Raw genomic sequence first — 18,327 nt, 5'->3', positions numbered from 1 at the left:
TCGCCCTGGCTGGAGCACATGAACGAACAGGTCACCTCGCGACCGGCCGACCGGCCCACGGAGGTTCTGCACAGCGCCGAGGTGTTCGACGGCGAACCCGGCTGCATCGCGCGCGCCCGGGCCCTGGCCGACCGCTTCCTGGTCCGGCTGGCCGCCGAGTGGCTCGCCGTGTTCGGCGAGCACACCCGCGGCGATCTGATGCTGGCCGTGAGCGAACTGGTCACCAATGCGGACCGCTACAGCCAGGGCCCGTATCTGCTGGAGCTGGAGGGCACCGCGGAGCGTGTCAGCGTCACGGTCTACGACAGCAGCACGGCCCTGCCGCTGTTCTACTCACCCGACCCGACGCGCCCCGGCGGCCACGGCATGGAGATCGTCGTGGCGCTGTGCGACCGGCTGACCGCCGAGCGCGTGCCGGTGGGCAAGCGCATCCGGGCCGAGTTCGAGCTGAGCAGCTGAGCTGTGGGGCGGGCGGGACGCCGCCCGCCCCACGACCACGGTCGGCCCGGCGCGGGCGGGGCCGGGTGGAACGCTCGTCCGGGCCGACCGCGGCGACGGCTCGGAGAGATCCTGGACTCACGACGGCCGGCGGCTCGCGGAAGGGTCCGGTGCGCGGTCGAAGACGCAGTCACCGCACAGGCCGCCGGCCGGGCAGCGGTAGTACAGGCAGCAGCTGCGGCGGCGGAACGCCGGGTCGTGCGGGGCGCCGGTGTTCCGGAGGTCGGGGTGGTCGAACAGTTCGGCGGCCAGTGCGCGGGCCCGTCCGGACACGTCGGGGCGGCGGTTGCTCCGCGCCCAGGCGACCAGTTCGCGCAGGGCTCCCGCCAGCGCCGACCCGGCGTTGCCCCACAGCAGCCGGTCCGACAGGGGGCCGTCCCGGTGGATCGCCTCGGCGAGGGGCACGAGGTGGCCGAACTGGACGGCCTCCCGGATCCGTCCCGCGGTGGCGGGCAGCGTTTCGGAGGTGCTCAGCCACAGGTCGTCCGGGCTGCTGCGCCTCGGGTCCCAGTGCAGGGCATCGGGCGGGAGAGCGGGGAACCGGCCGGTCAGTGCCGCCGGGCCGAGCGCGGTCGACCAGAGACGGGCGGCCAGCCCCAGATGTGCGATGGAGGCGGCGACTCTGCGCTCGGGGGCACGGAGCCGGGCGGCGACCGTGTCGATCCGGGCCGTGAGCGGTCCTGTCTCCCCCGCGTACAACAGGGCCAGCGGGCGGTGCGCCCCCTCGGGCGGCGCGGTGGTGCGCAGTGCGAAGAACCCGCCCACCGAGGCCGCTGCGGGCTCCTCCATCGCACTGCTCCTTCTCGGCTCCGGGGCCGCCACCGGTGGCTCGCGGGCACCCGGAGTGCCGCGGGCCCCGACCCGGCGTTCACCGTACCCCGTCGGAGTGATCGCTCCGCAGTCCTCCGGAGGGAGGACTACCGTCGATAGGAGGACACCCTGACCGTTCCCGTACTACCAAGGCAGTACGGGAGATCGCCACCCCAAGGACGACGACGCGGCCGCCCGAAAGGGACATGGTGGTGTACATGAGTTCCCTTGCGCTGTCCGTGCTTCTGTCGCTGGTCTCCGCGGTCGCCTATGCGGCTGGGGCGATAGTCCAGGAGCGCGTGGCCGCGGCTGGAGACGGCCGCTCGCTCGCCCCCTTGCGCAACCGTGTCTGGTGGGGTGCCGTGGCGCTGAACGGGCTGGGCGCGGTGTTGCATGTCGTGGCGCTGGCCTACGGCCCGCTCAGCCTCGTCCAGCCGCTCGGTGCGCTGACCATCGTCTTCGCCCTGCCGATGGCGGCGCTCTTCGTACGCCGCCGGGCGGGGGCCACCGCGTGGCGTGGCGCGATGATGGCGAGCGTCGGTCTGGCGGGCCTGCTGGCGCTCACCGGGGGCGGCGACTCGCGGGCGCTGAGCGGCCCGGACCAGCTGGTGCTGGCCGGTGTGACGCTCGGCGGGGTCGCGGTGCTCTTCCTGATCTCCCGGGGTGTGCACCGGCCGGTGGTGAGGAGCGTGGTCCTGGCCGGGGCGGCGGGGGTGGCTTTCGGTATCGCCTCGGTGTTCACGAAGACGGTGGCGATGCAGTGGGCGTCCGGTGCGGCGTGGGCCGGCCTGCCGGCGCTGCCGGCGATCGTCGCTTTCGCGGCAGCCGGGCTGCTGCTGTCCCAGGTCGCGTACCGGGGTGCCGGGCTGACCGCGCCGCTGGCCACGGTGACCGTGGTGAACCCGGTGGTGGCCGCGGCCGTCGGTATCACCATGTTCGACGAGAGCTTCCGGCACGGTACGTCGGGCGCCGTGCTCGCGCTGGCGTGCGCAGTGGTCGCCGCGGGCGGGCTGATCCTGCTGACGACGGAACGGCTGGGTGCGGAACACCGCGCCGGGCAGCGCGCGGGGAGCGGGCGCGCGGTCGTTCCGGGGGACGGGACGGACGGCGAGGGCCTGGACGGGGTGTCCGGCACCGAGGGAATTTCCGGACCCGCGTTCGCCCTGCCTCAGTCGGCACGGACGGGTGCCGCTCTTCCCGAACCCGCCGTGTCGATGCCCGCCCCGCCGGCGCCCGCGGCCTCGGCGCCCGCCGCGGCCGTCGGAGCCGACGCGGGGGTCTTCCCGGGAGCTCCACTGCTGCCTCTGCTGAAGCCGCTGGAGTGCCGGCTCGGGCAGGCGGAGTTCGGGCCCGGCGGGTCGTCGTACACCCGCGCCGCACGGCGGGGCGGCGCGTCGTCCGCGGCCGCTGACGACGCCGGACCGGCCGTTCAGACGCTGACGCCACCCGCCCTGAGGTAGGCCAGCGGGTCGACGTCCGAGCCGTAGCCGGGGCCGGTACGGATCTCGAAGTGCAGATGCGGACCGGTGACGTTCCCGGTGGAGCCCGAGCGGCCGATCCGCTGGCCCGCCGAGACCTGCCGGCCCTCGCGCACATGGAGCGCGGACAGATGCGCGTACTGGCTGTACTTGCCGTCGCTGTGCCGGATGACGATCTGGTACCCGTACGCCCCGCCCCAGCCGGCCGAGACGACCGTGCCGGAACCGACCGCCTTCACCGAAGTGCCGGTCGGGACGGGGAAGTCGACACCGGTGTGGTAGCCGCTGGCCCAGGACCCGGACTGGTGGTACGGGGTGCCTGTACCGGCCGCCACCGGCGCGACGAGACCGGAGTGCTTCTCCACCCGATCCGGCTTGCGGCTCTCGGTCTTCTTCGGGTGCGGCTTCGGCTTCGCGGTCTGGTGGTGAGGGTTCGCGGCCTGGCGCTGCGACGCGGCCTGCTGCTGCTTCGGCTCGGCCGCCCGGCGCTGCGGCGTGTCCTTCCGATGCGGTGCGGTCGCCGCTTTCGCCTCTGCTTTCGGCTCTGCTTTCGGCTGCGGTTTCGGCTCTGCTTTCGGCTGCGGTTTCGGCTTCGCTGCCTCGGCCGGGCCCGCGCCGGAACCCGTCCGCGCCGCCTGAGCCGCGTCGAGGCTCAGCCGCTGTCCGGGAAAGATGAGATCCGGGTCGTCTCCCACGACCTTGCGGTTCGCCGCGTACAAGTGCTGCCAGCCGCCCCGCACCTGCTTGCTCTGCGCGATCGCGGAGAGCGAGTCACCACGGGCCACGACGTACGCCTCGCGCTTGCCGGGCACGGTGGTCGGCGTGGCGGGCGTGGACGTCCGCTTCGCCCCGGGCTTCCCGGCGGCGGCCTTCCCGGGCGCCTTCACCTGACGGGTGTGCTCCGACTGGGTGCTGACGTCGTGGGCGTCCCCACCACTCGTCAGCCCCGCCCGTGTCGAGCAGCCCGGCCAGGCACCGGGCCCCTGTCCTTCGAGCACCTTCTCCGCAACGGCGATCTGCTCGTCCCTGGTGGCCAGATCGGCGCGCGGGGCGTAGACCGTGCCGCCGTACGCCGCCCAGGTCGACCGGGTGAACTGCAGGCCGCCGAAGTAGCCGTTGCCACTGTTGATGTGCCAGTTGCCGGTGGACTCGCAGGCGGCGACCTTCTCCCAGACATCGGCCGACGCGGCGCCCGCCGACGCCGCCGCGATGAGGGGGAGCGCGATGCCCGCGCCTCCGGCGGTGACCGTGAGCGAGGCGCGGTTGAGCCGACTGGGCTGATATCTGCGGTGCCGTCCGTTCGCGGCCATGACTTGGCTCCCCCACAGGCTGTAGGACATGTCGCAAGCGCCCAACTTATGGGCAGGCAAAGGCCGCTGACAAGAGAGCAGAGGCAGCCCGTCCGTCACGGCCGGCCTGCGTCGGTGACCGCGCCGGCCTCCTGCCCGTTCAGTCGAGCAGCACCTCCCGCAGTCGCGCGGCGAACGCGTCAGGATCCTCGGTGGAACCGGTGTGCCCACCGGGGAACTCCACGAGCCCGGCACCGGTCCTGTCCGCCAGCCGGACTCCCGGAATCGCCGTGAGCAGGATACGGGAGTCCTGCCCGACTCCGACGACCAGCTTCTGCGCGCCACGCCCGAGGGCCTCCAGATCCGGTGCGTAACCGGTGAAGGCGCACAGCACATGCTCCAGGAAGACCGGGAGGTTGGCCCGCATCCGCCGGAACGCCTCCGCCTCCCGCGGAGACGGTTCGGCCGCCGCCGCGCGCGGGGCGCCCCCGGCCGGACGGTCCGCTTCGGGCCCCATGAGCCCCTCGGTCATGGTGGCCAGCGCCGCCTCCACCCCGCCGCCGCGGTACGACTCGCGTACGGCGGCGAAGAGCTTGCGCCCCTGCTCCGGATCGGGCAGCAGTTCCACCGACGGCGGCTCGTGCGCGACCACCCGGTGCAGCCGCTCCGGATGGCGGGTGAGCAGATCCAGGGCGACGACGGCGCTCGAACTGGAGCCGAGGACGGCCGCGGGCGCGCCGTCCGGCGCCAGCAGTTCGATGAGCCGGTACGCGTCCTCGCTCTGCACCTCCACCCGCTGGTCGCCGGTCCCACCGTCGAGGACACTGCGCGAGTACCCGCGCGGGTCGTAGGCGGCGACGGTCCACCGGTCGGCCAGCAGCGCCGCCATCCGGTCGTAGATCCCCGCGTCGGCGCTCCCGCCGGGCATCAGCAGCAGCAACGGCCCCTCGCCGCGCACCTCGTAGTACAGCGTCGCCCCGGGCACCTTCAGGCGGCCCGTGCGGGTGGGTGCCGTGCGGTCAGTCATCGTTCTCCCCCTTGCTCGTACTTGCTCGTCGCTCGCTCCTGCCCGTCGCGGACGGCCAGTGCTCCAGCAGGAAGTGCAGGGCTTCGACGGACCGCTCCCAGGACGTCTGTACGTCGCGGGGCGCTCCGAAGCCGCCGTTCGCCTCCAGCGCGCAGTAGCCGTGGAAGGTGCTGCGCAGCAGCCGTACCGCGTCCGTGAGATCGGGCTCGGCCAGGCCGTAGGCGCGCAGCATCGCGCCGGTGGTCTCGATGGTGCGGTGGTACGCGGACGACCGCACGACGACCTCGGGGTCGATCCGCATCTGCGTCGCCTCGTACCGGCCGGGCCGTTCCAGCGCGAAGGCCCGATAGGCGTCGGCGAACGCGGTCAGGGCACCCTTCCCGGCCCGGCCCGCCACCGCGGCGTTGATCCGGTCGATGAACTCGCCCGCGGCCAGCAGTGCAACCCGGGTCCGCAGATCGTGCAGATTCCTGACGTGGGAATACAGGCTGGCGTCCTTGACTCCGAAGCCGCGGGCCAGCGCGGAGATCGTGACCTTGTCGAAGCCGACGGAGTCGGCCAGATCGGCCGCCGCTTCCACCACACGTTCGGCGGTGAGACCCGCGCGCACCATCCGCCACCTCCGCAGGAGCGATACGTCACCTAGGGGTCCTAGGCGATTTCCTAATATACACAGGCGGCGTTCGCCGGCGGATCCATACGGCCCATGCCGAACAGCCGTCCCCGCGCCCCGTATCCATACTGAAGATCCCGGCATCCCCGACACAGATTGCAGAGCACACAGATGAGCGGCACCGCGCAGATCGGCATCACAGGACTCGCGGTCATGGGCCGCAATCTCGCTCGCAACTTCGCCCGCAACGGCTTCACGGTCGCCGTGCACAACCGGACGACCGCGAAGACGGACGCCCTGGTCGAGGAATTCGGCGGCGAGGGTTCCTTCGTGGCCGCACGGACGCCGGAGGAGTTCGTCGCGGCGCTGGAACGTCCGCGCCGGCTCGTCATCATGGTCAAGGCGGGCGGTCCGACGGACGCCGTGATCGAGGAGTTCGCGCCGCTCCTGGAGGAGGGCGACGTCATCATCGACGGCGGCAACGCCCACTTCGAGGACACCCGCCGCCGCGAGAAGGACCTGCGCGAGCGCGGCATCCACTTCGTGGGCGTCGGCATCTCGGGCGGCGAGGAGGGCGCGCTGAACGGGCCGAGCATCATGCCGGGCGGCTCGTCCCGGTCGTACGAGTCCCTGGGGCCGCTGCTGGAGAAGATCGCGGCCAAGGCGAAGGACGGCACCCCGTGCACCACTCACATCGGCCCCGACGGGGCCGGGCACTTCGTGAAGATGGTCCACAACGGCATCGAGTACGCGGACATGCAGCTGATCGCGGAGGCGTACGACCTGCTGCGCAAGGTGGCGGGCTACTCCCCCGCGAAGATCGCCGAGACGTTCCGCGGCTGGAACACCGGCCGCCTCGATTCCTATCTGATCGAGATCACGGCGGAGGTGCTCGCCCACACCGACGCGGCCACGGGAAAGCCCTTCGTCGACATCGTGCAGGACCGGGCGGAGCAGAAGGGCACGGGCCGCTGGACGGTGCAGATCGCACTGGATCTCGGGGTGCCCGTCTCCGGCATCGCGGAGGCCGTCTTCGCCCGCTCGCTGTCCGGCCACACCGATCTGCGCGAGGCGGCCAAGGATCTGGCGGGCCCCTCGGCCACTGCGCTCGACGAGCCGGCCGCCGCCGCCTTCGCCGGCCGGGTGGAGCAGGCGCTGTACGCGTCCAAGATCGTCTCGTACACCCAGGGGTTCCATCAGATCCGGGCGGGCAGCGAGGCGTACGACTGGAACATCGACCTCGGCGCGGTGGCGGCGATCTGGCGGGCCGGGTGCATCATCCGGGCCGCGTTCCTGGACCGGATCCGGGCGGCCTACGACACCCGCCCCGACCTGCTGAGCCTGCTCTCGGACGAGCAGTTCGCCACCGAGATCGGCGCGGCCCAGGACGACTGGCGGACGGTGGTCGCCGAGGCGGTACGGCAGGGGGTGCCCACGCCCGGGTTCGCGGCCGCCCTCTCGTACTACGACGGGCTGCGCGCGGACCGGCTGCCCGCGGCGCTCACCCAGGGGCAACGCGACTTCTTCGGCGCGCACACGTACCGGCGTACGGACCGCGAGGGCTCCTTCCACACGCTCTGGGGCGGCGACCGGTCGGAGATCGAGGCCGGCTGATCGACGGAGCACCGGGGTCGCCGACGGGCACCGGTGCTCCGTCTTGGGCACGGGTACGGGTCCCGGGGCATCGAAGCGGCCCTGTCCTCGACGGCGCTCCCGCCCGGCGGCCACGGCCCGCCTGGCGGGCGGGCGGCGGACCGGCGGGCCAGGCGGCGCCGTCCGGGGCGGCGGCTTCGCGGTCCGATGGGCCTCCGGGGCGAGGAGGCCGTCGGGCGGTACGAGGCGTGCGCGGATCCTCCTGCACGCCCCCTGGGAACCTGCCGACCGACACGGCGTTCCCTCGTCCGCCGACCGGGCTCCGCACGCCGCTCCGGCCGCGACCGCCTCCTGCGAGCCGGTCGAGGCCGGCAGATGCCCCGGTTGCCGCCCCGGCCGTTCGTCACCCCGTGCGACGTCCGCGGGTGCGCCGAGGACCCGATGGATGACAGGCCCCGGCCCCCGGTCGCCCGGCCGGGTGACTCGGGGTGCGGCCCCGCCGTAGGTGTGCGTAAGTGGCAGCGGGCCCTCGTGTCGCCCCGCCCCGCGAGCCCACCGACGTTCCGTACCGCTGATGCCCCATGCCCCATGGAGTCCCCGTATGCCCGACGCCACGCCGGAACCGGTCGCGGCCCAGGCCGTCGTCGCACCGCTGACCAGTGCCGCCCTGATCCTCGTCGCCACGATCGAACCCGGTGGTGAGCCCGTGGTCCGCGAGGTGCTGCCGGAACTGGCGCCGACGGCCCGCGCCATCGAATTCCGGTTCCCCGGCACCGGTCTGGTCTCCGTCACCGGCTTCGGTTCCGACGCCTGGGACCGGCTGTTCGCGGGACCGCGGCCGGCGGGCCTTCACCCGTTCCGGGAACTGCGCGGTGCACGCCACCACGCCCCCGCCACCCCGGGGGATCTGCTCTTCCACATCCGGGCCGAACGGATGGACGTGTGCTACGAGTGGGCGTCCCGGCTCCTCGACCGGCTCGGCGGGGCGGTGAAGGTCGTCGACGAGACACAGGGGTTCCGCTACTTCGACCGCCGGGACCTGCTCGGCTTCGTCGACGGCACCGAGAACCCCGTGGGGGCCGACGCGCGGTCGGCGGCCCTGGTCGGCGCCGAGGATCCGGAGTTCGCGGGTGGCAGCTATGTCGTCGTGCAGAAGTACCTGCACGACCTGGCGTCCTGGAACGCGCTGAGTACCGAGGAGCAGGAGCGCGTCATCGGCCGCACGAAGTTCGCCGACGTCGAGTTCCCCGACGACGTCAAGCCCGCCGATTCCCATGTCGCCCTCAACACGATCACCGAACCGGACGGCACCTCGCGCGAGATCCTGCGGGCCAACATGCCGTTCGGCAGCTTCGAGCAGGGCGAGTTCGGCACGTACTTCATCGGTTACGCCGCCGACCCGGGCGTGACCGAGCAGATGCTCCGCAACATGTTCCTCGGCGATCCGCCCGGCACGCACGACCGCATCCTCGACTTCTCGACGGCGGTCACCGGCACGCTCTTCCACGCCCCCCGCGCCGACTTCTTCGACGCCCCGCCGCCGTCGCCCGCCGTGACCGCGGCCGAGGCCCTGCCGGAGCCGGTGTCCGCGCCTGCGGTGGCGCAGGCCCCGGCCCAGGTCCGGTCGGACGACGGTTCGCTGCACATCGGCAGCCTGCGAGAAAGTGCCCAGTGATGAACAACCTCCACCGCGAACTCGCCCCCGTCACGGAAGCCGCCTGGGCCCAGATCGAAGAAGAGGCCCGGCGCACCTTCAGCCGTCATCTGGCGGGCCGCCGGGTCGTCGATGTCACCGGGCCGGACGGCCCCGGGCTCGCGGCCATCGGCGACGGCCATCTGCGCGGAATCGACCCGCCCACGCCGGACGTGATCGCCCGGGCCCGTACATCGGTTCCCGTCATCGACTGGCGGGTGCCGTTCACGGTGACCCGGTCGGCGGTGGACGACGTCGAGCGCGGTTCCGACGACAGCGACTGGCAGCCCGTCAAGGACGCCGCCCGCACCTGTGCGTTCGCCGAGGACATGGCGATCATCGACGGGTACGCGTCGGCCGGCATCACCGGTCTCCGCGACGGCTCCTCGCACACACCGCTGCCGCTTCCGGCCGACGCCCGCGACTATCCGACCACCGTCAGCCAGGCACTGACCCAGCTGCGGCTGGCCGGGGTCGACGGCCCGTACCGCCTGCTGCTCGGCGCGGACGCCTACACCGAGGCGACGGAGACCTCCGACCACGGATACCCGGTGGCCACCCATCTGGCCCGACTGCTCGACGACCAGATCCTCTGGGCGCCCGCCGTCGCGGGTGGCGTACTGCTGTCCACCCGTGGCGGTGACTTCGAACTGTGCCTGGGCCAGGATCTGTCGATCGGCTATCAGGACCACGACGCGACCAGCATCCGGCTCTACTTCCACCAGGCGTTCACCTTCCGGATGCTGACGCCCGAGGCCGTCGTCCCGATCATCGCCTGAGAAACCGCTACCGGTGCCCGGTCGGCCTGACGCTCCAGGTGAGGGTGTCGGTGGCCAGGGCACGGACGGCGGGGTCGCGGATGGCGTCCGTACGGTCCACGGCCTCGGCGGTCACCTTGTGGCCGCGGCCGTCCGCGTGGACTCCGAGCGAGGCCGGGGTCACGGCGGTACGTCCCCGGGCCCAGACCTTCTCGACGCCGTCGACGTACCAGCGCAGATCGGTCCTGGCGAGACCGGTGGCGGCGCCGGGCCGCCCGTGCGTACGGGGCTTGGCGCCGACGGTGCCGAGGCCCGCCGTGGTAACCGCGATACGGCGGCCGCGTCCGACGGCGGCATCCCTGTCGACGGTGCTGCTCAGTGCGTTGCCCGCGCGGTAGAACCCGGCGATCATCGCCTCGCGTCCCGGCAGGTTGAACTCGGTGTTGCTCAGCTCGCGCATGATCGATGAGGCGGTCGGGCGGTAGATGCCGAACGGGTAGTAGGCGCTGCCCTCGTATGTGCCGACCGTGCCGCCCGCCGGGTCGCTCTGCCCCAGCCAGCGGTACCACTTGGCCCGCTTCTCGGTGAGTTGCGCGGGCGTGTAGGTGGTGGCGTTGATTCCGCCCGGCTCGCCTCCGGTCCAGGTGCCGTACGCATCGTATGTGTACTCGTCGTCGAGCAGGCCCACCGAGTGCCCGATCTCATGGGCGGCGATCAGGCTGGACGAGGCGTGGTCGGAGGAGAGCGTGGAGACTCCGTTGAAGGGGTAGCCCTCGGCCTGGAGTCCGGAGTAGCCCGCGCCGCCGTACTTGGTGGAGTTGGCGATGACGACCACGAGGTCCGCGGCCGGGGCCTTGGCGGCGTAGGCGGCCACCTTGTCGGTGTCGGTGCAGATCAGCCGCTCGGTGTCCGAGCACCAGAAGTAGCTGCCGAGTGCGGTGTCCTTGACGGTGTCCGCTCCGGGGTCTCCGCTGATGCCGGACTCGTTGGAGACGGCATCGACGGTCCAGACATTGAACAGACCCTGGTAGCTCTTGTACGGCTCCAGGCGGGTGATGTCGGCCCACTTGGCGGTGGCGTCCGCGTGGAAGTCGTCCTGCTGGCCGGCCGTGTAGCCGTCGCCGATGATCACGACGTCCAGGCGGTCGTCGGTGGGACCGGTCACCGCCTGCTCGCCCACCGTGCCGTCGACTGCGGCCTCGGCAGCGCTCAGCCGGGCGGCGGCGCTTCTGCCCCGCTGCGCGGGGGAGGCGACGGGGACCTCCACGGTCCTGCCCGGGCCGCCGGGGTCGGGGAAGTACTCGGCCTCGACGCGCCGGCCGCCATCGGTGTCCGCGGGGGCAGCTGACGCGGGGGCGGGGGCGGCGGTCGCCGCCAGGAGACCGGCGAGAGCGAGTCCCGCCACCGATACTGCTGTTCGGCGCGTGTGGGGGCGTATGCGCATGGACAACTCCTTCAGGTTCCGGGGCACTTCCCGGGCACGACCATCACGTAACTCACGAGTTAAGTGGATTTAACTTGCCGCTTAACCTAGAAGGATGCGGGTCTCCGAACAAGACCCAGGGACCGCTTGGTTGAGGATTGCAATCGGGCATTGACGATGCATGGGCCGCATTTCGAGGCCGTGCGAGGCAGAAGGGACGGCGCGATGAACGAGAAGCGCACAACGGGACGAGCTACCGGAGCGGGTTCCGGACACGGGCCGGACGACGCGCACGGCCCGGGCGACGACGATCCCGGAGCCGTCGGGCGGCGCGTACAACGGCTGCGCACCGCACGAGGACTGACCCAGCGACAGCTCGCCGAGCCCTCCTACACCCCCGCCTATGTCTCCACCCTGGAGGCGGGCCGGGTCCGCCCGTCGGAGGCGGCCGTGCGCCATCTCGCGGACCGGCTCGGCGTGACGTACGAGGAACTGGCGACCGGACGCCCCGCCCATCTCGCCACCGATCTGCGGCTGAAGCTCGTCGAGGCCCAACGGACACTGGCCACCGGCGCCGCCGAGGACGCCGCCGCCACCTACACCCGACTGCTCGCCGAGGCCGAAAGGCACGGACTCGACGGCGAACGCGCCGCAGCCCTGCTCGGGCTCGGCCAGTGCGCACTGGAGACGGGCGATCTGCCCATGGCCCGCGGCCACTTCGAGGCCGCGGAGAGACTGCTCGCCGACGCCCCGCTCCCCCGGCGCGCCCCGGCCGTCCGCGGCCGGGCCGTCGCACATCTCCTGGCAGGCGAACTCCGATACGCCTGCTACCTGCTGGAAAGCGCCATCGACGAGCTCAACGCCTCCGGCCTGCAGGACCCCGGCGCACTCCTGCTGCTGTACACGGCCGCGATCGCACCGTACATGGACATGGGCGCCCACGCACGCGCCGCCCAGGCGGGCGAGCTGGCGCTGACTCTCGCACCGCAGGTGTCCGATCCGGAGCTGGTCGCCGGACTGCACCGGAGCGTCGCGCGAACGCTCATCGCAGCGGGCCGCACCACGGAGGCGGACGCCTCCCTCGCCAAGGCGGCCGAGATCTACCAACATCTCCAGATCCGTACGGAGTTGGCGCACTGCCACTGGATGCGCGGCTACGTACACGCACAGGACGGCGACCTGTCCGGCGCCGAGACCGAGCTGCGCGCCGCCCGCGACATGCTGGCGTCGAAACGGGCCGCCCTGTACACGGCACAGGTCGAGGTGGAGCTGGCGGATGTGCTGCGCCGGCGTGGCAAGGCGGACCAGGCCCGGGAGTTGCTGCATCGGCTCCTGGGCGAACTGCACCCCGAGCGGGGCTCGGTGCACGCCGCCGGCGCGCACCGGCTGCTCGGCCTCATCCACGAGGATCAGGGCGATCCCGATTCCGCCGAGGAGCACTACGTCATCGCGCTGGCCCTGCTGGAGCGGGCGGGCGCCGCAGGTGATCTCGCGGACATCTGCCGACTCCTGGGCGATCTGCTGCGACGCCTGGGCCGGACAGAGGCGGCGATGGACGCGTACCGGACCGGGCTCGGGCATCGGGCCTCTCCCGGCAGCACCACGCTGGGACCGGCGCCGGTACGGCCGCCCACCGCCTGAGTTCCGTCCGGTCGAGTCAGATCGTCGGCCCGCCTCGCCCCTGGGTGAGGAACGCCTCGACGGTCCGGGTGAATCCGCGGGGGTCGCCGAGCCAGGGGTAATGGCCCGCGTCCGGCTGGACGGCCAGTTCGGCCCGGGGGAACAACTCCGCGATGTCGGCGGCGACACGGGGAAGCGGGCCGCCGTCCACTTCGCCCGCAAGCACGAGGACCGGTACGTCCCACGCGGTCAGGGCGGTGCGGGCCGCCTCGGGGTGGAAAGCGCCGCGGGACGCATAGATGTCCGCGGCCTCCTCGTTGGTCTGTTCCCTCTCGGATGCAGCGTGCTCCTCGGCACCCACGTCCCAACGGCCGTAGAAGAAAGGGGCACTGGCGTCGAAGTCGGCGTCGGTGGCGGCACCGGTCCAGACTCTTCCGTAGGCGTCGTGCGCGGCCCCGAACCACGGCTCGGCCTTCCGCAGGACGGCCGCCTCCCGGCGCTGCTCGTGGGTGAAGTCGACACCCGGGCCGTCCAGCTCGCGCTGACCGACGAGGGCCGCGCGGTCACGCTCCACGCGGTCGATGTCGTACGAGAACTCCTCGATCAGCAACTGGCCCCGCTGGGCGGCCTCGACGGCGCGGACACCGAGGCATTCACCCGCACGTTGACAGCGCTTCTCGAAACACCGATTCCCGCAGTTCCGGGTTCATCGACCGAATCGGCCAAGGAGTAACCATGTCTGCCACACCGACCGTCAACGGCCAGGTCATCGGCCAGGCCCACTACGCCACCCGGGCCGTTCTCGAACGGCTGCTGGCCACCACCGGAACCACGTTCCACCAGTCGGTGGCACTGAACGTCGTCGCGGACAGCGGCGATGCGATGGAGGCCGGCCGACTCGTCGACCGTATGACCGGCACGCTGAAGATCGACGCAGAGGCCGCCGAAGCGGCGGTGGCCGAACTGACCACCGCGGGGCTGCTGGAGGAGGTCCCGGGCAGCACGGCCGGTATCGGCCTCACACCCGCATGTCGTGACCGCCGGCATGCGAACAGGGCCGGCATCGCGGAGATCACGGCCCGGCTGTACGCGGGTCTGCCGGCCGAGGACCTGGCAGCGGCAGGCCGCGTGCTCACCGAGGTCACCGCGCGGGCGAACGCCGTCTTGGCCAGGGCCTGAGGCGTACTGTCCGAGAGAACAGAGCCCGCGAGGTGCACCGGTCAGCGGTTGTCCGGCCGACCGGGGTGACGGCTCCGGTGCCGGTACCGGCTCGGGTGTGGGCGGCTGCGGAATCGGATCCGGTGACGGGCCGGGCGGGACGGGGCCCGGCGGCGGAGGCGGCGGCTCCGGCAGCGGCGCCGGAGGCCCCGGCATCGGTCCCGGAGTGGGCGCCGGTGGCACGGGGTCGGGGTACGGATCGGTCATCGGGGCCTCCGAGCGGTTCGGGGTGGATCTCCTTCCACCGTCCCCCGGGGGGGCTGCCCTCGCCTGGTGAGTCCACCCGTGCAGGTTCCGAATGTTCCGCGCGGACCCGGAACCCGAACGGCAGGTCAGCGCGTGGCCGCGGCCGCGGCGGCGAGACCCGGCCGAGGGCTGGAGAGCACCGGGATCCCGGTGGCCGTACGGGTGACCGCATCGGCCATGGACGCCTGCGCCAGCACGATCACATCGGCGTCCGTCACCGCATCGGCCGCGGCCGCGATCCGGTCCAGATAGCCGTCACGGTCACCGGCCTCGAAGCACGCCCAGGCTCCGTCGACCATGACGGTACGGAGCTCGACGGGCCGGTCCCCCGCCTCTTCGGCGAGCAGCGCGAGGGTCGGCTCCAGGGTGCCGGTGACCGTCGCGAGGACCACCACGCGTTTCCGTTCCGCGGCAGCGGCCGCCATCGGGCGGTCGACACGCAGCACGGGGACGCCGAGCGTCGCCGCGGCCGACTCCGCGACCCCGCCGATCGTGGAACAGGTACAGAGCACTGCGGAGGCGCCCTCGGCGACGGCGCCCGCGAGCAGCGCCCGGATCTCGCCGGACACCGATTCCGGGCCGGATTCCCTTGCCCGGGTGAGCAGGTCCTCGTACACGAGGTGACGCAGGGCGAGTCCGGGATGGTCCGTGTCCCGGAGCGCGTCGAAGACCGGAACATGGACCGGGGAGGTGTGCAGCAGGACGAGTGTCATCGGCCAAACGGTACAACCCCCGGCCGATGGGATCCCTACAGCTCGGGGTGGGACTTGAGCTGGACCTTCGCCTGCTCCACCAGTTCGGCCGGGGCTTCGGGAGCCCGGTCGGGGTGGCGCTGCGCCCACTTCGCGGCGTACGGGCAGAGCGGGACGACGGGGACGCCCTCACGGCCCGCCATGGCGTAGAACTCCTGGACGAGGGCGCCGGCGATGCCCTTGCCCTCGTGGCCGGGTTCGACGACGGTGTGCACGGCCACGAGCGCGGCGGGCTCGCCGTCCATCACGAAGTACGCGATGACTCCGGCGGCCTTGCCGTTCTCGTACGCGAGCAGATTGCCGCTCGCGCGGTCGTCGCGGATGTCGAGTTCGATCCGGTCGGTCTGTTCTGCCATGACGGGTACTCCCTCGGTGGTCGAGCCGGGTCAGCGCGCCACGGGGACGGCGTGCGGGCTCCGTTCGGTAGCGGTGCCGGGTACGGGCTCGGAGGCATCGGCGCCGAGCGCGACGATACGGTTGCCGGCGTCGACGTGCACGATGCGCGGCGTCAGTCCGCGGGCCTCGGCGTCGTCGACCTGGGCGTAGCTGATCAGGATGACCAGGTCACCGGGGTGGACGAGATGGGCTGCGGCACCGTTGATACCGATGACACCGGAGCCGCGTTCCCCCTCGATGACGTACGTCTCCAGGCGTGCGCCATTGTCGATATCGACGATGTGCACCAGCTCGCCGGGCAGCAGATCCGCCGCTTCCATCAGCTCGGCATCGACGGTCACGGAACCTACGTAATGCAGGTCGGCCTGGGTCACGGTGGCCCGGTGGATCTTCGACTTGAATACTGTACGAAACATGAAGAAACTCCCGATTCGTCTGCTCCCTGCCTGCTGTGCAGGTCAAGGGCGGTGCCCGCAGCGTACAACCATTCGCATATTCGGTCAGCTGTCGCCGGGCGTCTCAGGACTCGCACTGACCCTTTGCCGACTTTTCTGATGACCAATCATGCCGAGATCGAACCGACCCATGCCCTCGGTTCCGATCACAAGAAGGGTCGCAAGGCAAGCGCCTGCTTGCCATGCAGTCGCACTTCTGCCTGTCAAGCCTCACTCTCAGTGAAGGGCGCGGAATCCCGCGCGGTGCCGGGATTCCGGGCGGGCGTGCGCGGAACGCATGGTCTCGGCGAGCTGGCGGACCAAGGCCATCCGTCCGAGGATGTCGAGCTTCTCCCCGTACTGGACCAGGTACTCGTCCAGCTTCATGGTGCGGTCGTCGAAGACGAGGGCGGGGCCGGAGGGGTGCCCGGTCGGGAAGTACTGCCGGTAGGAGACGGCCCCGGGGTGACGGCCGCCTCGCGGCGGGCGGCATTCTCCACGGACTGGCGCAGGGAGGCGTCCGAGCCGCGCTCGCTGAGGTAGACGCGGGCGCGCTCGGGCAGCTCGGTGCGGGCCACCTTGCAGTCGGCCCGCGTCTGGCCGGAGTCGAAGGGGGTGCGCTCCAGCTCGTAGGGGCCGACCTTGTACTGTGCCTCGCTGCGGCGGACGCCGATGCGGTCCAACGCGGTCTTGATCTCGCGGGAGTGGAGGAGACTCTCGGCGCCGCCGCCGAAACCGCTGCGGCCCTGCCGCACCAGACCGCAGAGGCTCTGCGCTGGGTGGCCTTCGACGCCTTCAGTCACGAGATGCGGATCGCTGCGGTGGCCAGCGTGGTGGTAACAATGGGCGGAGCGATCCTGATCGTCACCCTGCTCCGGGGCGCAGACAAGCGGTCCGGACCCGCGGCTGCCCCAGCAGCGGATGCGGAGCACACGGCAGGAGACGACCGCTTGGACGAGGCCGACGAACTGCCGCCAGGACGCCCACGCCGTAAACTCTCAGGCCGGAGTCATCCCGCTCCCCCGCGTGATCCAAACGAAAGGCTCCAGGTGCTTTGACCGCACAGGTTCGCCGGGGTTGGACGATCAAGGCCATGATGACGAGCGGTCGGACTCCCCATCAAATGCCTTGCTCACCACGGACCTTGGCGCGTTCTCAGCGCAGGCACGGCAGTAGGGTGAAACGGTGACCCCGATACCGGAAGACTCGCAGCCGCTGATCGGCGAAGACGACCGTGATACGGCCGTACAGCGCCTGCAGGACGCTTACATCGAAGGGCTCATCTCACACGAGGAGTTGGACGAACGCCTCCACCATGTGCTTACCGCCAAGGCGCAGAGCGAGCTCGTGTCGGTTCTGGCCTCACTCCCGGAGGGGCACCCGGGCACCACGTCAACGATCGCCGCCGCCGGCGGACGGATCCAGCGGCGCGGCGTGTGGCGGGTACCTCGGATTCTCAAGGTTGAGTCCGCGTTCGGAAGGGTGCACCTGGATCTGTCCCGGGCGGTCATCGAGCATCCGATCATCGACATCAAGTTGCAGCTCGGCACCGGCAGGGCCAAGATCACGGTGCCTCGTGACGCGGTCGTTGACGTCGAGGGTTTGCACACGGGGTGGAAGGACCTGCGTTACAAGGCCCGGTGGCGCTCCCGGCCCGGCGGGCCGAAGATCCGAATCTCTGGGACCATGGGATTCGGACGATTGAAGATCCGCCACGCCCGGCGTTGAGGCTTCATCCGGCACTGGGACCACACGTCCGGAACTGCGTCCCCGCCGATTGTCGGTGCCGTGCCGGCACAGGTTCGCCAGGCTGGTCAGGCGACGGATCCGAAAGGGAGTCCGCCCCCAGCTGATGCCTTTCTCGCTGCGGATGCGGGCGCGTTCCTTGCGTTCGGCGGCCAGGACGTCGCGGTGGCGATCTCGCTGAAGCGGTGGATCACATCGCGCACGGTGTCCTCGTCGGCCTGGACCAGCTGGGCGATCACCGGCACCCGGTTCCCGCCGGCCGAGGCCAGCAGCATCATCGCGCGCCGATAGCGCACCGAGTTGGTGCCGCCCCGGCGCACGATTGCTTGCAGCTTTCGCCCCTCCTGGTCAGTCAGTCTGCGCACACGGACACGCTCAGCCACCGCGTCTCCAGCGGTCGGATCGGATGTCACCGCACATCCAACCGCCATGCACGCGGCCGACGGCCGAGCTGCGACGGGAGCTGATCCGCCGCCGCGCGCAGGGCTATGGGGTACAGACGCAAGAGGGGTCCGGATCCGGACCCCTTTCGCACCTGTCTGTCCATCCATTCCCGGGATGTCGGGCGGGTGTCATCGCGTCCCGCGCACCGCGGCGCAGTGCCGCCTGGAAGTCCATCCACTCCCGCTCCGACACCACCGCGCCGGAGGTCCAGGCGATCGCGGCCCAACCCCTCGAACAAATACACCAAAGTACCTCAAACATGACATCTCAGAGTCAGACATTTTCACCA

The 18,327-nt window shown here is 71.5% G+C and carries 19 protein-coding genes and 1 pseudogene; 8 read left to right on the top strand and 12 right to left on the bottom strand.

What is annotated here, in order from left to right:
* Positions 1-18 precede the first annotated feature (18 nt).
* Entirely contained in the window at positions 19-459 is a 441-nt protein-coding gene (locus tag ACIOMQ_RS31350) for an ATP-binding protein (protein WP_362203134.1), read from the top strand.
* Positions 460-576: 117 nt separating this feature from the next.
* On the opposite strand, the gene ACIOMQ_RS31345 is transcribed toward ACIOMQ_RS31350, so the two are convergent.
* A complete protein-coding gene (locus tag ACIOMQ_RS31345; protein ID WP_402191304.1) occupies positions 577-1,287 on the bottom strand; it encodes a (2Fe-2S)-binding protein in 711 nt (236 codons plus the stop codon).
* A gap of 239 nt (positions 1,288-1,526) precedes the next feature.
* Here ACIOMQ_RS31345 and ACIOMQ_RS31340 point away from each other — a divergent pair, with 239 nt between their 5' ends.
* Positions 1,527-2,768 (top strand): DMT family transporter, encoded by a 1,242-nt coding sequence (locus ACIOMQ_RS31340; protein ID WP_401757110.1) that lies wholly within the window; start codon positions 1,527-1,529, stop codon positions 2,766-2,768.
* Here ACIOMQ_RS31340 and ACIOMQ_RS31335 read toward each other — a convergent pair.
* The 3 genes from ACIOMQ_RS31335 to ACIOMQ_RS31325 all read right to left on the bottom strand — a co-directional run bounded on the left by ACIOMQ_RS31335 (position 2,738) and on the right by ACIOMQ_RS31325 (position 5,715).
* On the bottom strand, positions 2,738-4,096 hold the full coding sequence (locus tag ACIOMQ_RS31335) for a transglycosylase family protein (RefSeq protein ID WP_402191302.1): 1,359 nt from the start codon (positions 4,094-4,096) through the stop codon (positions 2,738-2,740). The two genes, ACIOMQ_RS31340 and ACIOMQ_RS31335, sit on opposite strands and share 31 nt — an antisense overlap.
* Positions 4,097-4,235: 139 nt before the next feature.
* Complete coding sequence (locus tag ACIOMQ_RS31330; RefSeq protein ID WP_402191299.1) at positions 4,236-5,102, bottom strand: alpha/beta fold hydrolase; 867 nt, start codon at positions 5,100-5,102, stop codon at positions 4,236-4,238.
* The gene (locus tag ACIOMQ_RS31325; protein WP_402191296.1) at positions 5,095-5,715 is read right to left on the bottom strand and encodes a TetR/AcrR family transcriptional regulator; all 621 of its coding nucleotides are present in this window, start codon (positions 5,713-5,715) and stop codon (positions 5,095-5,097) included. Before ACIOMQ_RS31325 ends, ACIOMQ_RS31330 begins: the two co-directional genes overlap by 8 nt.
* 171 nt (positions 5,716-5,886) lie before the next feature.
* Here ACIOMQ_RS31325 and gndA point away from each other — a divergent pair, with 171 nt between their 5' ends.
* The 3 genes from gndA to ACIOMQ_RS31310 all read left to right on the top strand — a co-directional run bounded on the left by gndA (position 5,887) and on the right by ACIOMQ_RS31310 (position 9,780).
* On the top strand, positions 5,887-7,329 hold the full coding sequence (gndA, locus tag ACIOMQ_RS31320) for an NADP-dependent phosphogluconate dehydrogenase (protein ID WP_401267812.1): 1,443 nt from the start codon (positions 5,887-5,889) through the stop codon (positions 7,327-7,329).
* A 580-nt stretch (positions 7,330-7,909) separates the two neighbouring features.
* A complete protein-coding gene (locus ACIOMQ_RS31315) occupies positions 7,910-8,983 on the top strand; it encodes a Dyp-type peroxidase (RefSeq protein WP_362203155.1) in 1,074 nt (357 codons plus the stop codon).
* Complete coding sequence (locus tag ACIOMQ_RS31310; RefSeq protein ID WP_362203159.1) at positions 8,983-9,780, top strand: family 1 encapsulin nanocompartment shell protein; 798 nt, start codon at positions 8,983-8,985, stop codon at positions 9,778-9,780. The genes ACIOMQ_RS31315 and ACIOMQ_RS31310 overlap by 1 nt, the downstream gene beginning before the upstream one ends.
* A 7-nt stretch (positions 9,781-9,787) precedes the next feature.
* Here ACIOMQ_RS31310 and ACIOMQ_RS31305 read toward each other — a convergent pair whose 3' ends face one another.
* Entirely contained in the window at positions 9,788-11,203 is a 1,416-nt protein-coding gene (locus ACIOMQ_RS31305) for a M64 family metallopeptidase (RefSeq protein ID WP_401757106.1), read from the bottom strand.
* A gap of 204 nt (positions 11,204-11,407) precedes the next feature.
* Here ACIOMQ_RS31305 and ACIOMQ_RS31300 point away from each other — a divergent pair, with 204 nt between their 5' ends.
* Entirely contained in the window at positions 11,408-12,823 is a 1,416-nt protein-coding gene (locus ACIOMQ_RS31300) for a tetratricopeptide repeat protein (RefSeq protein WP_402191293.1), read from the top strand.
* A 16-nt stretch (positions 12,824-12,839) separates the two neighbouring features.
* Here the strand turns inward: ACIOMQ_RS31300 and ACIOMQ_RS31295 are convergent, their stop codons facing one another.
* On the bottom strand, positions 12,840-13,412 hold the full coding sequence (locus tag ACIOMQ_RS31295) for an alpha/beta fold hydrolase (protein ID WP_402191290.1): 573 nt from the start codon (positions 13,410-13,412) through the stop codon (positions 12,840-12,842).
* Between the two features lie 125 nt (positions 13,413-13,537).
* Here ACIOMQ_RS31295 and ACIOMQ_RS31290 point away from each other — a divergent pair, with 125 nt between their 5' ends.
* The gene (locus ACIOMQ_RS31290) at positions 13,538-13,981 is read left to right on the top strand and encodes a hypothetical protein (protein WP_402191288.1); all 444 of its coding nucleotides are present in this window, start codon (positions 13,538-13,540) and stop codon (positions 13,979-13,981) included.
* A gap of 371 nt (positions 13,982-14,352) precedes the next feature.
* On the opposite strand, the gene ACIOMQ_RS31285 is transcribed toward ACIOMQ_RS31290, so the two are convergent.
* From ACIOMQ_RS31285 to ACIOMQ_RS31265, 5 genes are all read right to left on the bottom strand, one after another.
* Positions 14,353-14,979, bottom strand: a complete 627-nt coding sequence (locus ACIOMQ_RS31285) for an aspartate/glutamate racemase family protein (protein ID WP_401267800.1) — start codon at positions 14,977-14,979, stop codon at positions 14,353-14,355.
* Positions 14,980-15,014: 35 nt separating this feature from the next.
* Positions 15,015-15,374, bottom strand: coding sequence for a GNAT family N-acetyltransferase (locus tag ACIOMQ_RS31280; protein WP_362203173.1), 360 nt, complete (start codon positions 15,372-15,374; stop codon positions 15,015-15,017).
* Between the two features lie 30 nt (positions 15,375-15,404).
* Entirely contained in the window at positions 15,405-15,830 is a 426-nt protein-coding gene (gene panD, locus ACIOMQ_RS31275; protein ID WP_362203176.1) for an aspartate 1-decarboxylase, read from the bottom strand.
* 255 nt (positions 15,831-16,085) lie between these two features.
* A complete protein-coding gene (locus tag ACIOMQ_RS31270; protein ID WP_401757100.1) occupies positions 16,086-16,235 on the bottom strand; it encodes a hypothetical protein in 150 nt (49 codons plus the stop codon).
* Positions 16,232-16,651, bottom strand: a complete 420-nt coding sequence (locus ACIOMQ_RS31265; protein WP_402191286.1) for a hypothetical protein — start codon at positions 16,649-16,651, stop codon at positions 16,232-16,234. The genes ACIOMQ_RS31270 and ACIOMQ_RS31265 overlap by 4 nt, the downstream gene beginning before the upstream one ends.
* 382 nt (positions 16,652-17,033) lie before the next feature.
* Here ACIOMQ_RS31265 and ACIOMQ_RS31260 point away from each other — a divergent pair, with 382 nt between their 5' ends.
* Complete coding sequence (locus tag ACIOMQ_RS31260) at positions 17,034-17,576, top strand: DUF1707 domain-containing protein (RefSeq protein WP_401757097.1); 543 nt, start codon at positions 17,034-17,036, stop codon at positions 17,574-17,576.
* A 146-nt stretch (positions 17,577-17,722) separates the two neighbouring features.
* On the opposite strand, the pseudogene ACIOMQ_RS31255 reads toward ACIOMQ_RS31260, so the two are convergent.
* A pseudogene (locus tag ACIOMQ_RS31255) lies at positions 17,723-17,977 on the bottom strand (helix-turn-helix domain-containing protein); the annotation flags it as partial.
* Between the last annotated feature and the right edge of the window lie 350 nt (positions 17,978-18,327).

This window comes from Streptomyces sp. NPDC087845, from assembly GCF_044742755.1.
Classification (GTDB): Bacteria; Actinomycetota; Actinomycetes; order Streptomycetales; family Streptomycetaceae; genus Streptomyces.
This window is presented reverse-complemented; position numbering and strand designations above follow the sequence as displayed.

Bases quoted from the DNA above. Each gene is read 5' to 3' on its own strand.
- ACIOMQ_RS31270 (WP_401757100.1), bottom strand. From the start codon at position 16,235: ATGAAGCTGGACGAGTACCTGGTCCAGTACGGGGAGAAGCTCGACATC.
- ACIOMQ_RS31310 (WP_362203159.1), top strand. From the start codon at position 8,983: ATGAACAACCTCCACCGCGAACTCGCCCCCGTCACGGAAGCCGCCTGG.
- ACIOMQ_RS31290 (WP_402191288.1), top strand. From the start codon at position 13,538: ATGTCTGCCACACCGACCGTCAACGGCCAGGTCATCGGCCAGGCCCAC.
- ACIOMQ_RS31345 (WP_402191304.1), bottom strand. From the start codon at position 1,287: ATGGAGGAGCCCGCAGCGGCCTCGGTGGGCGGGTTCTTCGCACTGCGC.
- ACIOMQ_RS31300 (WP_402191293.1), top strand. From the start codon at position 11,408: ATGAACGAGAAGCGCACAACGGGACGAGCTACCGGAGCGGGTTCCGGA.
- panD (WP_362203176.1), bottom strand. From the start codon at position 15,830: ATGTTTCGTACAGTATTCAAGTCGAAGATCCACCGGGCCACCGTGACC.
- ACIOMQ_RS31315 (WP_362203155.1), top strand. From the start codon at position 7,910: ATGCCCGACGCCACGCCGGAACCGGTCGCGGCCCAGGCCGTCGTCGCA.
- ACIOMQ_RS31335 (WP_402191302.1), bottom strand. From the start codon at position 4,096: ATGGCCGCGAACGGACGGCACCGCAGATATCAGCCCAGTCGGCTCAAC.
- ACIOMQ_RS31280 (WP_362203173.1), bottom strand. From the start codon at position 15,374: ATGGCAGAACAGACCGACCGGATCGAACTCGACATCCGCGACGACCGC.
- ACIOMQ_RS31340 (WP_401757110.1), top strand. From the start codon at position 1,527: ATGAGTTCCCTTGCGCTGTCCGTGCTTCTGTCGCTGGTCTCCGCGGTC.
- ACIOMQ_RS31325 (WP_402191296.1), bottom strand. From the start codon at position 5,715: ATGGTGCGCGCGGGTCTCACCGCCGAACGTGTGGTGGAAGCGGCGGCC.
- gndA (WP_401267812.1), top strand. From the start codon at position 5,887: ATGAGCGGCACCGCGCAGATCGGCATCACAGGACTCGCGGTCATGGGC.
- ACIOMQ_RS31330 (WP_402191299.1), bottom strand. From the start codon at position 5,102: ATGACTGACCGCACGGCACCCACCCGCACGGGCCGCCTGAAGGTGCCC.
- ACIOMQ_RS31305 (WP_401757106.1), bottom strand. From the start codon at position 11,203: ATGCGCATACGCCCCCACACGCGCCGAACAGCAGTATCGGTGGCGGGA.
- ACIOMQ_RS31285 (WP_401267800.1), bottom strand. From the start codon at position 14,979: ATGACACTCGTCCTGCTGCACACCTCCCCGGTCCATGTTCCGGTCTTC.
- ACIOMQ_RS31350 (WP_362203134.1), top strand. From the start codon at position 19: ATGAACGAACAGGTCACCTCGCGACCGGCCGACCGGCCCACGGAGGTT.